The 15494-nt window shown below is 38.1% G+C and carries 12 protein-coding genes; 8 read left to right on the top strand and 4 right to left on the bottom strand.

The features are described from left to right. Nucleotides 1–143: 143 nt before the first annotated feature. From aspS to GN303_RS06200, 3 genes are all read right to left on the bottom strand, one after another. Nucleotides 144–1961 carry an aspartate--tRNA ligase gene (gene aspS / locus GN303_RS06210; protein ID WP_110438299.1) on the bottom strand — a complete coding sequence of 606 codons (1818 nt, stop codon included), beginning with the start codon at nt 1959–1961 and terminating at the stop codon, nt 144–146. A gap of 151 nt (nt 1962–2112) precedes the next feature. Then, nucleotides 2113–2541 (bottom strand): RrF2 family transcriptional regulator, encoded by a 429-nt coding sequence (locus GN303_RS06205; RefSeq protein ID WP_110438610.1) that lies wholly within the window; start codon nt 2539–2541, stop codon nt 2113–2115. 136 nt (nt 2542–2677) lie between these two features. After that, the gene (locus GN303_RS06200; protein ID WP_110438298.1) at nt 2678–5188 is read right to left on the bottom strand and encodes an Rne/Rng family ribonuclease; all 2511 of its coding nucleotides are present in this window, start codon (nt 5186–5188) and stop codon (nt 2678–2680) included. Between the two features lie 509 nt (nt 5189–5697). On the opposite strand from GN303_RS06200, the gene GN303_RS06195 reads away from it, so the two are divergent. After that, entirely contained in the window at nt 5698–6603 is a 906-nt protein-coding gene (locus GN303_RS06195; RefSeq protein ID WP_110438297.1) for an N-acetylmuramoyl-L-alanine amidase family protein, read from the top strand. Between the two features lie 293 nt (nt 6604–6896). Beyond that, nucleotides 6897–8471, top strand: a complete 1575-nt coding sequence (locus tag GN303_RS06190) for a 2-isopropylmalate synthase (RefSeq protein ID WP_110438609.1) — start codon at nt 6897–6899, stop codon at nt 8469–8471. A 31-nt stretch (nt 8472–8502) separates the two neighbouring features. Here GN303_RS06190 and GN303_RS06185 read toward each other — a convergent pair whose 3' ends face one another. Next, nucleotides 8503–8832, bottom strand: a complete 330-nt coding sequence (locus tag GN303_RS06185) for a hypothetical protein (RefSeq protein WP_196424861.1) — start codon at nt 8830–8832, stop codon at nt 8503–8505. Nucleotides 8833–9312: 480 nt separating this feature from the next. Between GN303_RS06185 and GN303_RS06180 the strand changes: the two genes are divergently transcribed. From GN303_RS06180 to GN303_RS06155, 6 genes are all read left to right on the top strand, one after another. Then, the gene (locus tag GN303_RS06180; RefSeq protein WP_110438296.1) at nt 9313–10359 is read left to right on the top strand and encodes a rod shape-determining protein; all 1047 of its coding nucleotides are present in this window, start codon (nt 9313–9315) and stop codon (nt 10357–10359) included. Nucleotides 10360–10495: 136 nt separating this feature from the next. After that, nucleotides 10496–11404: a rod shape-determining protein MreC gene (mreC, locus tag GN303_RS06175; protein ID WP_110438295.1), complete on the top strand. Its 909-nt coding sequence runs from the start codon at nt 10496–10498 to the stop codon at nt 11402–11404. Nucleotides 11405–11406: 2 nt separating this feature from the next. After that, a complete protein-coding gene (locus GN303_RS06170; RefSeq protein WP_230873081.1) occupies nt 11407–11988 on the top strand; it encodes a hypothetical protein in 582 nt (193 codons plus the stop codon). 13 nt (nt 11989–12001) lie between these two features. After that, nucleotides 12002–13927 carry a penicillin-binding protein 2 gene (mrdA, locus tag GN303_RS06165; RefSeq protein WP_110438294.1) on the top strand — a complete coding sequence of 642 codons (1926 nt, stop codon included), beginning with the start codon at nt 12002–12004 and terminating at the stop codon, nt 13925–13927. Between the two features lie 12 nt (nt 13928–13939). Further along, the gene (gene rodA / locus GN303_RS06160; protein WP_110438293.1) at nt 13940–15097 is read left to right on the top strand and encodes a rod shape-determining protein RodA; all 1158 of its coding nucleotides are present in this window, start codon (nt 13940–13942) and stop codon (nt 15095–15097) included. 2 nt (nt 15098–15099) lie between these two features. Next, nucleotides 15100–15492, top strand: a complete 393-nt coding sequence (locus GN303_RS06155; protein WP_110438292.1) for a DUF3293 domain-containing protein — start codon at nt 15100–15102, stop codon at nt 15490–15492. The last annotated feature ends 2 nt before the right edge of the window (nt 15493–15494 follow it).

Raw genomic sequence — 15494 nt, 5'->3', positions numbered from 1 at the left:
ATTTTGTTATAGATAAATTTCATTATTGATACCAAAATTTAGAATGCCTAAAATTTTTCAATAAAGTATCATTTCGAGATTTTCAACAATTTAATTGTTTCTAGCCACTCTATAAAATATATTGGAGTGGCTGAAATTATCATTTATTTTTTATCTGTTTCAACAGTTTCATTAGATTTTTTTACTGCCACTTTTGGTACACTGATTGCCAAGGACAATTCTTTTAATCGTTCTGCAGAAATCGGGGCAGGCGCTTCCATCATTAAATCCTCACCTTGTTGATTTAATGGGAATAGAATAACCTCACGAATATTGGGTTCATCCATCAGAAGCATGACCATGCGATCAATACCAGGTGCGGCACCTCCATGAGGCGGAGCTCCATAACGGAATGCGTTTAGCATACCACCAAAACGCTTTTCGACTTCTTCCTCTGGATATCCGGCAATTTCAAAGGCTTTGATCATGATGTCAGGTCGATGATTTCGAATTGCACCTGAAGAAAGTTCAATACCATTGCAGACGATATCATATTGATATGCATTAATTTCCAAAGGATTCTTGTTTATCAGTGCTTCAAGTCCACCCTGAGGCATGGAGAAGGGATTGTGAGAGAAATCAATCAATCCGGTTTCTTCATTGATTTCATACATAGGGAAATCAACAATCCAACAGAAACGGAAGGCATTTTTCTCAATTAGATCAAGTTCTGTTGCAATTTTTGTTCGAACAGAACCGGAAAATTTAACCATATCAGGGCCCTGTCCAGCTACAAAGAAAACAGCATCGCCACTTTTTAAATGACAGGCCTGGCGGATCATTTCACAACGTTCTTCATCCAAATTTTTGGCAATTGGTCCTTTTGCCCCATTGTCTTCAAAGATGATGTATCCCAAACCACCCGCTTTCTCTTCTCTGGCCCATTTATTCAACTTATCGAAAAAAGAGCGGGGAAATGATCCTGCACCAGGAGCGGGAACAGCACGAACTTCTCCTCCTGCCTCAACAATTTTTGCAAAGAGACCAAAACTAGAATTTTTGAACGCTTCGGAAACATCAACAAGTTTTAAGGGGTTTCTTAAATCTGGTTTATCACTGCCATATTCTTTCATGGCTTGTTTATAGGGAATACGTTCAAAGGGTGCTGAACTTACAGTATGTGTAGGTGCAAATTCCTTGAAAATGCCCTCCATAACAGGTTCCAGCGTTTCAAAAACATCTTCTTGAGTGACAAAAGACATTTCAAAATCAAGTTGATAAAATTCTCCTGGAGAACGATCCGCACGTGCAGCCTCGTCACGGAAACAGGGGGCTATTTGGAAATAGCGGTCAAAACCAGCCACCATTGCAAGCTGTTTGAATTGTTGCGGTGCCTGTGGCAATGCATAAAATTTTCCAGGATGTAGACGGGCAGGAACCAGAAAATCCCTGGCACCTTCAGGTGAAGAAGCTGTCAGGATAGGAGTTTGAAATTCAGTGAAACCCTGTTTAATCATTCTATGGCGAAGGCTTGCAATAATGTTTGACCTTAACATCAGATTGCGATGAACCCGTTCTCGACGCAGATCGATATAACGATATTTTAAACGTAAATCTTCCGGATAGTTTTCGTTGCCAGTCACTTGAAAAGGCAATACGTCAGCTTCGGAAATAATTTCAAGATTTTCAGCCTGAATTTCAATTTGTCCTGTTGGCAGTTTTGGATTAACGGTTTCTCCTTCACGAGCGACAACCTTACCTGTAATGCAAATAACGCTTTCCACTCTCAATCTTTCCGCAGTGTTCATCAAAGGTGAATTGGCGGGAATAACAATCTGGGTAATACCAAAATGGTCGCGCAAATCGATAAAAAGTAAACCCCCATGATCTCTTTTACTATGAATCCATCCAGAAAGCTTGACAGTTGATCCAACATCCTGGGATCTTAGAGCGGCACAATTATGAGTGCGGTAGCGATGCATTGATATATCCTGTTTAAATTAAAATAATTAATTTTTTGATTATAAAGCGATTAATCAATTGCTTTACACGTTTTTAAAAAATTATAAAAGGACATCATATAATTCTGTTGATTAATATGATAAAAAAAGTGAGTATTTTAGCTTTAGGTTTTCAGACTAGTTCAATATATTTCAAAATTGCTTCAAGCTGTTTTGGATTTTTAAAAAGATCGTTTAAAGAATATTGATTGAGTGTTTTATAAAAATTATTCATTGCCTCGATTAAAAATGCAGGTAGGTTGCAAGTGCATTGAATAAGGCATTGATCGCATTTGACATAGGTTTCATCTTCCTCTGTGTTGCGAATAATGTCTCCAAGTTTGATACTGCCAGCATCTTTGTTTAAAGTTAATCCTCCATTTCTTCCACGCAATGTTTTGATAAACCCTTGTTTACCCAATCTATGGACAATTTTCATTAGATGGTTTTGTGAAATCGAATAACAAGTCGCAATTTCATGGATAGAACAAAGCCGATCATGATGAACATGTAAATAGATCAGGGTTCTTAACGCATAATCTGTATATCGGGAAAGTTGCATAATATGTTGATAACTTTTATTGTTTCGAATATGTATATTATATATACATTTATAAAAAGTTTGAATGATTTTTTGTTTTGGCATAATAATAAAGGCTTAAAAGTAATTCTTTTAAGCCTTTATAAAAAAACGAAAATTACCGTTTCCACCAGCCGGAACGTGGCGTTTTGGTCGGTGTATCATCTATGACAATGGGCTGAATTAAGGGTTGTTCGTTATTTTCATCAGCTTCCTTGGTTTTTTTGGGTTTTCGAAGCGTTGTTTTTTTGGCTGTAGTTGTTTTACGTGCTCTGGTAGTTTTTTTAATCTTCGTTTCCTTTTCCTCTTTATTATCCGATTTTTCCTCGGTTTCGTTTTCTTTTGACTCTTTTTTGCTTGATGCTCTTTTACGTGTCGTTTTGGTGGTGCCTGTGGATTTGGTGGTTTTAGTGGCCCGTCGACGTTTTGGAGCAGGTTTTTCCTCTTTTATTTCCAGATTATCTGAAGTTTCATCCTCTTTATTTACAGCGTCAGAATTATCAATAACTTGATTTATCAAAGATTCAGTTTCTTCATGCTGATTCTGGCTTTTATCGGCATCAATTTCAATTGAAACAAAGGTTGGAGTCACAGTTATTTCTTCAGGTTTTTCATTGATGACAGGTTCTGGTATAGGTTCAGCCTCAAGAATGGGAGTAAAGTCATTATTTTTTTGAGCCTTACCTTGTCCTCTTTTATAACGGTTACGACGGGAATGATGGGGTTGTTTTTTATCCTTGGAGTTACTGTATGTTTTTTTGTTTTCCTTATATTGTTCCGAATAAGAATCGAGATTTGTATCGTCTTGTTTATGCTCTATGGAGACAGAATTTTGACGTAATACTTTTGATTCAGGTTTTAGATCAATAACTTTATTCTCTATCTCATCTTGTCTATAATCTGTTTTTGAATTTGTCTGATATTCAAGATAGGATTGGATTGGTATTTCCCTGACAAAAAGATTCTCCTGAACTACATTTGGTGTAGATTGAAGTATTTCATCATCAGGTTCCATATCAAGTGAGGAATCAGTTTTGCTTGAAAAACGGACATTATGAGAGGACAGGGTTGAATCAATTGTAAATTCAATCTTGATTTTATATTTCTTTTCAATATCCGCCAGCCATCTGCGTTTTTGGTTGAGAATATTCAAGGCAATTTCACCGGATGAAATGGAAACGGTTAAAATTCCTGGTTTGATTTTACGAGCTTCTTCATCAATCTGTCTGATGATTTGTAAAGAAATATTGGCGTCACTTCGAATAATACCTGTTCCATTACAAGCGGAACATGCAGTGAAGGCAAATTCAGCAATAGAGGGACGTAATCTTTGACGGGTCATTTCCAGTAAGCCAAAGGAGGAGATGGAACCGATCTGAATTCGTGCACGGTCTTTGTGAAGTAGAGATTTCAAACGACGTTCAACAATATGATTATGCTTCTTGTTTTCCATATCAATGAAATCGATAACGATTAATCCAGCCAGATCTCTTAACCTTAACTGGCGTGCAATTTCATTGGCGGCTTCCTGATTGGTTCTCAATGCAGTTTCTTCAAGATCTTTTTCCTTGATTGAACGGCCTGAATTTACATCAATAGCAACCAAAGCCTCTGTTTGATTAATGACTAAATATCCCCCTGATTTTAGTTGGACAATCGGGGAAAGCATTTGATCAATCAAATTTTCAACCTTGTAATAAGAAAAAAGAGATTGTTTTTGATCTCTCCACAGATGAAGCTTATGTACATTTTGCGGCATCAATGCACGCATATAATCTCTCGCTTGAGACCAAGCATCCTCGCCATCTATCAAAATCTCATTAATATCTTGTGTATAATTATCACGTAATGTCAATTTCAATAAGTTGGAATCTTCATAAATAAGAGCTGGCGCAATCGACTTCATGGTTAGATTGCGTATTTCATCCCATAAGTGAAGCAGATATTCCCCATCTTTTAGGGTATCTGCTTTTGGGCATTGGGCTCCTGCAGTACGGATAATCATTCCCATATGTGATGGGATATTCAGTTCAGTGATAATATCCTTCAACCGTTTTCTTTCAGATGGTGAAGTGATTTTTCTAGAAATTCCGCCATTCCGTAAGGAATTTGGCATTAAAACACAATAGCGTCCTGCCAAAGATAGATAGGTTGTTAATGCCGCGCCTTTATTTCCACGTTCCTCTTTTACCACTTGAACGAGGATAATTTGTCTTTTATGAATAACTTCCTGAATTTTATAGTTCTTGATTATGCTATTATGGGAATGAACCATGTCTTCATAATAGGAAGGCTGATCAGGATCCAATTCTTGATTCGGATTTGGTTCTTCCTCCATTTTATTTAATTCTTGGATTTCCAGCAGTTTTTTTCGGTCTGCAACGGGAATTTGATAATAATCAGGGTGAATTTCATTAAAAGCTAAAAAACCATGGCGATTTCCACCATAATCAACAAAAGCAGCCTGTAGACTGGGTTCAATTCTGATTACTTTGGCTAGGTAGATATTACCTTTTATTTGTTTCTTTGCGGAATTTTCAATATCATATCCCTCGATGTAATTGCCATCAAGGATCACGACGCGTGTTTCTTCTTTATAGCTGGCATCAATCAGCATTTTTTTATTCATGTTTTACTAATACTCCGGTGATTGTAGTCACAATCCATAGTTTTTTGAAGAAATGCTTTTTGTTGGAAACATGTTTTTAATTATCGTCTTAAGGGAAATGTAACCATGAAGCATTTTTAATTAGGAATTTCGATCATTTTTTTGTTTATTTCTGAATTGTTATAAGATTTAAAATAATTTTAAATTCTAGATTGCTTTCATTAAATTTTTGTAAACATTAAATGGACATATTTTGCTATCAAAAATAAACAATAATTTATAGGACTTTATTAGGTTATTGATTTGTTATTAAAAATAAAGACCTAATAATTATTTTAATATCTCAAAACGCGCTATGAAAGCAAAGGTTTTTTGTTGCTAAAAACGTGATTTATGGCTTTTGATCAAAAAAAATGTAGAATTATTGCAATAATGTCGAATTATACGCTGAATCCTATTTTGGGTATACAGATTTTTAGACATGAATTAACATTATTAATATACATTTTGATAAGGTAATATAGATTGAAATGGCTTTAAATTTTTCCAGACGAAATACGTTATTAATGTCAATAGGAGTTTTGTTTCCTTCCTTTTCATTTGCAATGAAACAAAAAAGGCAAAAAAGAATTGGAATAACTGGAAAAGGTCGTAATCAAGTTAAATCCACTTCCAAGGTGAGGACATTCAAAGGTAAAACCAAGACGCCAGCTATCATTGGCAAAGCCAGACCTGCTTTACCATTAATTGTGCTGGATCCTGGTCATGGTGGAAAAGATCCTGGAGCCATAGGATATTCTGGAACCTATGAAAAACATGTTGCATACGCTACGGCTGTGGAACTTGCCAATCAGTTGAGACGCTCCGGACGATATCAAGTTTATCTGACAAGAAGCTCAGATCATTTTATTCCCTTGAATGGACGTGTAGATTTTGCCCAGAAAAAAGGGGCGAACCTTTTCATATCGATGCATGCGGATGCCTTGCGGAATTCATCTGTGCGAGGTGCAAGTGTCTATACTTTATCCAATCATGCATCTGATGCACAATCTGCTGCATTGGCTTCAGTTGAAAATCAAGCTGATCGTTATGGTGGCCCCAATATTCATGTAACTTCTCCAGCGGTGGAAAAGATATTGGCCAGTCTGGTTAAAATGGAAACAAAAAAAGAATCAGCAGCAATGGCACAAAATGTTGTCTTATCGTTTAATTCCCGTGTTGGTTTGTTGCCTAATCCCAAAAGACATGCCGCTTTTGTGGTTTTGAAATCGGTAAACATTCCATCAATTCTTGTTGAAATGGGGTTTATGTCTAATCGTAGAGATGAGGCCGCTTTACGTCAGTCTTCATATAGACAGTTAATAGCCATGTCCATGAAAAATGCTGTTGATCGGTATTTTACAATTGGTGGAAGTGTAACACATTTAACGGGCTAAAAAATAGGACTTGCTTTTTTTGGGGAAAAGTGATGTCATATCAGCATGAAATTTATGGTATTCTCTCTTATGGAAAAAAATTTTTTCTATTTTAAAAATAGAGAACGGATATCTGTGTTTTGTTTGATCTTTCAACTTAGCAGCCCCTAGGTAAGATAACCTTGTAAAATAGGTTATCTTATTTAGGGGTTTTTTTTGTAATTTCCTTTAAAAATTTATTTTTTCATAGGCAAATTGAGGGCGTTAGCTGCGTCCAGAATATGCCTGTAAACGATTATGAAGGTTCATCGGATATGAATATAAATCATCCATCATTTGGAAAAATTGACAAAAATAGAGTTATTTTTTTTGATACAACGTTACGTGATGGTGAACAGTCCCCTGGTTTTTCAATGAATTTGGATGAAAAACTGAGAATGGCTAGAATATTGACTGAATTAGGAGTTGATGTAATCGAGGCAGGATTTCCCGTTGCGTCAACAGGAGATTTTGAAAGTGTTTACAGAATTGCTGAGCTAATCAAAGACTCAGTTATTTGTAGCTTGGCACGTTCAGGTGGTAAAAATGATATTGAAAAGGCAGGGGAAGCTTTAAAACCGGCCAAGCGTAAACGTATTCATAATTTCATTTCGACTTCTCCACTGCATATGAAATATAAATTGCGCATGGAACCTGAAACCGTTTTGGAAATTATTGCCGATGGAAATAAAAAGGCCAGACAATTTACAGATGACGTTCAATGGTCAGCGGAGGATGGATCACGCACAGACCCAGATTTTTTATGTCGCTGTGTTGAAGTGGCCATTAAAAATGGAGCGACAACAATTAACATTCCTGATACGGTTGGTTATTCAACTCCTGAAGATATGCGTCGTATATTTAAAGATTTGTTGGAACGGGTTCCAGGTGCTGATCAGGTCATTTTTTCTTGTCATAACCATAATGATTTGGGATTAGGGGTGGCTAATACTATCGCATCACTGCAAGGTGGAGCAAGGCAAGTTGAGTGTACGATCAATGGAATTGGTGAACGGGCCGGGAATGCTGCCCTGGAGGAAATAACAATGATTTTACGGACACGTCATGATGAATTTCCTTATGATAACAGGATAATTTCTAAGAAATTATTAAATGCCTCACGGACTTTATCAACGATTACCGGGTTCGATGTGCAACCGAATAAGGCAATTGTAGGTAGAAACGCATTTGCACATGAAAGTGGTATCCATCAAGATGGAATGTTGAAAAATGCAGAAACCTACGAGATCATGACACCTGAAAGTGTAGGCTGGAACCGTTCTTCTTTTGTTTTGGGTAAACATTCGGGTCGTGCTGCTTTTAGGGACAAATTAAAATCATTGGGATATGATGAATTTTCTGATGAGAAATTAAACGAGGCGTTTCAGCGATTCAAGACGTTGGCTGATCAAAAGAAGACGGTTTACGATGATGATATTTCGGCTTTGGTTGATGATGAAGTCAGAGATCATGAATTTATCCGGTTTATTGATATGTCAATTAAAAGTGGGATAAGAGCTTCTGAGGTTTTATTGACTCTTGAAGTTGACAAACAAAATAAAAAAGTCGAATTTACGGGAAATAGCGGGTCGGTTGACGCAGCTTTCAATGCGATTAGGAAAATTTTCCCTCATCCTGAAGCAACATTATCCCTATTTTCGATCGGGGCTGTTACGCAGGGAACGGATGCACAGGCAAAAACAACTGTAAGGTTGGAAGAAAATGGCAAAACAGTTGATGGTCAAGGAACAGATGTTGATACCGTGGTTTCTGCTGTTAAGGCCTATGTCCATGCTTTAAATAAATTGTTAACAAAGCGTCAGCGACAGAAACCAGAAAACGTTTCTTAAAAATGGAACGGCGTTTTGACGCCGTTTTTGATTAACGACGGGATGAATTGTAATTATTAACTGGTTGCTGACGATATTGTTGGTTTTGATAGTACTGATTATTATAATTGGGTCCTGGACGATTAGGTGTTGTCAAAGCGCCAACACCTGCCCCTAACGCGCCACCAGATAAAGCTCCAATAGCGGCTCCTCTTCCCCCTCCTGCAAGGGCCCCGATGGCTGCTCCGGTTCCACCACCAATAAGTGCACCAGTTCCTGCCCTTCCACCAGCACTATAGCCATTATCACAGGCAGTTAAAAAAGAAACAGATAATATAACGGTTGAAAACCCCAAAAAAGTTTGTTTGCTAACTCTAAACATTTATAAATTCTCCTTGTTATTTATTTATATAAAACATGTTTTTTGTCATTTTTATGAAAATTTGATTTTTGATTATTAAAATAAATTTCTAAAAAGACATAAAAAAGTCAGAATAAAACGTATAAACAGTGAAACATAAATAATATGCAAAGGGGGTATAAATAATTATATTTTCGATTCGTTTTTATTTTTAAAATGATTTTTTATTTAAATGAGAAAAATATTAGTCAAAATAGGGTAATTACATTGTAGGAAATGATTTTTTTACATTTTTTTTTAGTGAACGATACTTTAAGGTAAAAATAATATATAAGGCTATATAGCATTTGCCAGATAACGCTTGCTCCATTGGTTGTAAATGAGTAAGTCGAAAGGAAATACTGTGAAAAGTAGGGGTTGGTAATTTCTATCAAATTGTGATGATAGAAATTTAAGACAAATTTTTTGTTAGAATTATAAGTTTGTTGTCGGGAGTTTTGGATGTTTTCTCGTCTGTTTGGTTTTATGTCTGCAGACATGGCAATTGATCTTGGAACGGCTAATACACTAGTCTATGTCAAAGGTCGTGGAATAGTATTGAATGAACCATCAGTTGTTGCCATTGCTGATGTTCGTGGGAAAAAGCAGGTTTTGGCTGTTGGGGAAGAGGCCAAAAATATGGTGGGAAGAACGCCTGGTAATATAACTGCTATACGGCCAATGCGGGATGGTGTCATTGCGGATTTTGAAGTTGCGGAAGAGATGATTAAGCATTTCATACATAAAGTGCATAATCGTCGTATGTTTGCCAGCCCGCAAATCGTAATTTGTGTTCCATCAGGATCAACGGCCGTTGAAAGGCGAGCTATTCAGGAAAGCGCAGAAAGTGCAGGTGCTCGACGGGTTCAGCTGATTGAAGAACCTATGGCTGCTGCAATTGGGGCCGGTTTGCCAGTTACGGAACCCTCTGGCAGCATGATTGTTGATATCGGAGGAGGTACGACCGAGGTTGCAGTAATTTCCCTGGGGGGAATTGTTTATGCGCGTTCCGTTCGAGTTGGTGGTGACCGAATGGATGATGCCATCATTGCCTATATACGTCGTAATCATAATCTTTTAATTGGAGAGAGTTCAGCGGAAAAATTGAAAATGGAACTGGGAGCCGCTATTCCCGATTCCTCCAAGGAGGATGGCGGTCCTTGGCGTGAAGTAAAAGGCCGAGATTTGATGAATGGAGTGCCCAGGGAAGTTTTGGTTTCCCAGGAGCAAATTGCCGATAGTTTGGCTGAACCGGTTTCTCAAATTGTCGAGGCAGTATCCGTTGCTTTAGAGAATACCCCTCCGGAACTGGCTGCTGATATTGTTGATAAAGGGATTATGTTGACAGGTGGGGGCAGTCAATTGCTTCGACTGGATGATGTTTTGCGACAGGCGACAGGGTTACCTATTATTGTTGCAGAAAATCCATTGGACTGTGTGGCTTTGGGAACAGGACGTGCATTGGAGGAAATGAAAAAGCTTAGGAATGTTTTAACAACTATGTATTAGTTGTTACGTCAACACAATTGAGAAAATATAAAAAATAGCGTTAATATTAATAAGCAATATACAGTTTGGTATATTGCTCATCTTATATATTAAGTAGCTGGTTTAAAATGAAAAATAACGTAAAAATATTACGATAATGATTCCTATATCCATTCAAATCAAGCAAGCGTTGGCAAAATTAATCTTACCATTCTTATTTGTAATGGCGAGTTTAATCATGTTGCTTGGCCAGGCAAAACCCAAATTAATAGAAGATATACGGTTAAAAGTTATTGATTTTCTTTTGCCTGCCTATGTTTTGGTGGAGAGACCGTTTGATATTGTTCATGGTTTTTTTCTGAATGTTAATACAGTTAAAAATATTTCTCAGGAAAAAAAGAAACTTGAAGAGGAAAATGCGCAACTTAAGGGATGGTATCATGTTGCAATAGGATTGGCAGAGGAAAATGTTGAATTGAAAAATCAATTGCATTGGATACCCGATCCGACAATATCCTATATTACCGCACATGTTGCCGCAGATGGAAGCGGAATTTATCATAAGGCAGTTTTGGTGATGCTACAACCGGGGCATGGCGTGCACGCCGGTGAAATTGCCTTGAGTGGTTTCGGTTTGATAGGTAGAGTGACAGAAATTGGTGATCGTTCTGCCAGGATACTCTTAATCAATGATCTTGCCAGTCGAATTCCTGTTAATTTGATGAGTTCACATGTACAGGCGATTATGGCTGGTGATAACAGTCTTTATCCCAAATTGATTTTTTACCCGGAAGATAAACCTCCAACTGAAGGGGAGAAAGTTTTGACTGACAATAAAGGAAACGCTTTTCCGACTGGAATCCCTGTTGGTTTCGTACATTATCTTGAACCTGGACATCCCGTTGTTGTGCCTTACACTTCATTGGAAAGTCTGAGAATTGTTCGAATTTTTGATTTTAAAAATTATGATATCATTCCACCTGATGCACCGGGACGTGTAAATCTGGCTAAAAAGAAGATGAAAACCAGGCCCGTCGCCAATCCTGAATTACTAGGCCATGATTAGGAATGATTAAAAAAGAAAAATCATCTGAAAGTAAAACACATAAAAGGCATCCAGGGATACGTCCTTCTTTAACGAGGTGTCAAAAAATTGATGCTGTCATTCGTTGGATGGTTCCTATGGGATTTAATCTGTTTGTAATTTTAATCTTTTCAGTTCCCTTGAATATTCCTGGCCGTAATGAACTTTTATTGGCTATTGTGATATCATCGGTTTATTTTTGGTCAATTTATCGTCCAACTTCCATGCCGGCAATTGGTGTTTTTTTTCTGGGGTTTCTTATTGATCTCCTAAACTTTTCCTCACCTGGTGTTGTGATTTTCATTTTACTTATTGTTTATGGAATGGCAATCACGCAGCGTTTTCGTCTGGCAAGATATAATTTTTTAATAGTCTGGTTAATTTTTTCAATAATTGCATTGAGTGTTTTTTTTATACAATGGCTGTTGATTTCTTTGTTAAGTTTAAAGCTGGTTTCAGTTTCATACTTTATATTTGAGATGGTTTTTGCTATAGGATTTTATCCGCTCTTATCAATCATGTTTACCTGGGCCCATCGTACCATAGCTGATCCCGAACAGGTGTAGAACAACTTGTAAAATGAAGAAAAGATTACCCTATCGTATCAGAAATGTATTGTCAGATACGAATTCGCGACGTGTATTTACGCGGCGGGCAATTTTGATTCTAGCGGCTCAAACAGGGATCTTGTCTTTATTGGCTAATCGTCTTTATAAATTGCAGGTTGTAAATGGCGATCGATATATAAAAATGGCCAAGAAAAACCTTATAAGCAAAAGGTTATTGTCTCCACCTCGTGGACGTATCCTTGATCGTTTCGGGGCCATTCTTGCCAATAACAAGATAAATTGGAGGGCCATGCTTATACCTGAAGAAACAGACAATGTTTCTGATGTGATAGAACGGTTTGCTGATTTAATTTCCTTGGATGAGCATGATTACGCCCGTATACAATGGAATTTGGATCATCAACGTCGTTTTATACCCATTATGTTGAAAGATTTTCTGTCTCGTGACGAAATGACGATTATCGAGGTGAATTCGCCTTCCCTACCAGGTATTGTCATTGATGTGGGTACTAAAAGACTTTATCCATTGGAAGGTTTGTTGGCTCATATTGTTGGTTATGTAGCGCCCCCAAATGATAAAGACATTGCACAGAATACCATTTTGGCTTTGCCAGGTATGCGAGTGGGTCGGTCCGGGATCGAGCAGACTCAGGAAAATGATCTATGTGGAAAGGCCGGTGAGGTTCAGGTTGAAGTAGATTCCGTGGGACATATCATTACAGAATTAGGCCATGTTGATAGTATCCAGGGCCAGGATGTGGCCTTGACCATTGATGTTGAATTGCAAAAGGAAATTTCCTCAATCGTCGCGGACCAATCCGCCAGTGCAGTTGTTTTAGATTGTCGGAATGGGGAAGTGATGGCAATGGTCAGTAATCCATCTTTTGATCCTTCCTTATTTGACAGTGGTGTCAGTCATGCACAATGGAAGACCTGGATTCAAGATGAAAGGAGTCCCTTAACAAACAAGGCAGTGGCAGGTTCCTATCCTCCCGGTTCAACCTTTAAACCTGCTGTTGCGCTAGCTGCGCTTGAAGCTTCAACGATTACGGAAAATACGCGTATTCATTGCCCGGGTTATTATGATTATGGGGGAAGCCGGTTTCATTGCTGGAATAAATATGGACATGGGTCACTGGATTTGCATGGTGCCCTAAAATATTCTTGTGATGTATATTTTTACGAGGTTGCCCGCAGGACGGGAATGGAAGCAATTCATGCCACATGTGATAAGCTCGGTTTGGGAGTGGAGTTGCCGATTGAGTTGACTCATGTGCGTTCCGGGTTAATTCCCACTCCTAAATGGCGTGAGTCCCGAGGACATCACTGGAATGTAGGTGATACAATCGTCAGCGGTATTGGACAGGGATTTGTTCATGTAACCCCATTGCAGCTTGCCACTTATGTGGCGAGAATTGCCACGGGTAAAAAAATTGATCCGCATCTTATTAGGAAGCGCAATAATATTTTGGTTCCGCAAGCAGATCCAAACTATTGGCAAAAACTGGATATCAAGCCTGATTTTCTAAAAATGATCAGGTTTGGAATGTATGCTGTTGTCAATGAAAACAAAGGTTCGGGTGCAAAAGCAAAAATGGACTATCATGGTATGTTACTGGCTGGAAAAACGGGTACGGCACAGGTAAAGAGTGTTTCCCGTGCATTGAGAGAAAGTGGCCATTTCAACTCTGCTAATTTGCCATGGAAATATCGTCCTCATGCGCTGTTTATTTGTTTTGCACCTTATGATGATCCACAATATGCTATCTCTTTAATTGTAGAACATGGTAATGCTGCGGCTTCTGTTGCGGCGCCTTTGGCACGTGAGATGATGGTTGCAACATTAAAGTGTGATCCTGCAAAAAGTTGGAAAAAAGATCAGTCTAAAAATACAAGAACGGAAACAGGTGATTCAAAACCATCTGAAGTTGAATGAAGTATAGACATAATGGTTTTTGAGAAACGTTTATTAAGAGCAGAACCAAATTTTAGAATTCTGGGCAAGCTTTGGCGAGTTAACTGGCTGTTTGTTGGATTGATCTGCCTTCTTGCAATGGTTGGTTATTTTGCCCAATATTCCGCTGGGGGAGGATCTTCCCATCCTTATGCTCATTCACAATTTGTTAAATTTTGCGTGGGTTTTATAATCATGATAGGGTTGGCGTTAACTCCTCCGCAAATATTGGTAAAACTGGCTTGGCCTCTTTATGGACTGGCTGTAATGTTATTGGTTGCAGTATTGCATATGGGGCATGTGGGTAAAGGAGCAGAGCGCTGGATTATAATTGGCGGTATTGCCTTGCAACCTTCTGAATTAATGAAAATTGCCTTGGTTCTTTTATTGTCCAGCTGGTTTTACAAAATTAGCTGGAAGCAGATGGCAAATCCATTACGCCTGATTATTCCTGCAATCCTTGTATTATTACCTGTTGTTCTTGTATTAAAAGAACCGAACTTGGGCACAGCGGTTATTATAGGTTGTATAGGGGCTGTTATTTTTTTTGCGGCAGGTATGCGCTGGTATTTGATTCTTTTGTTACTAACACCGATCCCGTTTGTCATAAAGTTGGTTTATAATCATTTGCATGATTATCAGAAAGCGAGGATTACCACTTTCATGCATCCTGAAAATGATCCATTAGGAGCGGGATATAATATCATCCAGTCAAAAATAGCATTGGGATCTGGTGGAATGTGGGGACAGGGATATTTGCATGGTACACAGGGGCAATTGAATTTCTTACCAGAAAAACAAACTGATTTCATCTTTACGATGATTGCAGAGGAATGGGGTTTTGTGGGGGGAATCTGTGTTATAGGGTTATTACTGTTAATCATTGTGGGTGGCATGGTTATCGCCATGCGGTCACGTAATCAGTTTGGTCGCTTGCTTGCATTGGGGATCACGATGAATTTCTTTTTTTATTGTGCAGTTAATCTTTCAATGGTTATGGGTGCCATACCCGTGGGGGGTGTGCCGTTACCAATGGTATCCTATGGAGGGTCAGCCCTGCTGACGGTAATGTTTGGATTTGGTCTTTTATTATCTGTACAAGTTCATAAAAATTCAACATTTGGTGAGGATCAATCTTATAAAAAGATATAATAATGACTGGAATATTACCTGCGACAAATAAAATTAGATCTAACTATATTAAAAGTATATATCAGGCTGGAACTGTTAAAATCAGAATAGGGCACTATCCTTTAAATTTACCAAAACGCTATAAAAGTGAGAAACTGGTTATGATGAGTGCCTGTAATCCGGGAGGAAGAATAAAGGCCAAGGGATGGAACAAGCGCATGATGCAAAAACTTTCCTTGTATTTGTCAGGCTATGATTACAGAAAAGGGACAGGAACTTTAAGAAATTTTTCAGAGCCATTATTTATGGTTGTCATGGATCCTAGAAAGGCGATCGTATTAGCAAGAAAGTTTCGTCAAAACGCGATTGTTGTTATACAAGATCAACGATTATCGCGTTTGGTATTTCTGAATTGATT

This window comes from Commensalibacter melissae, from assembly GCF_009734185.1.
GTDB lineage: Bacteria > Pseudomonadota > Alphaproteobacteria > Acetobacterales > Acetobacteraceae > Commensalibacter > Commensalibacter melissae.
The sequence above is the reverse complement of the archived record's forward strand: the minus strand, read 5'-3'. Positions and strand labels throughout refer to the sequence as shown.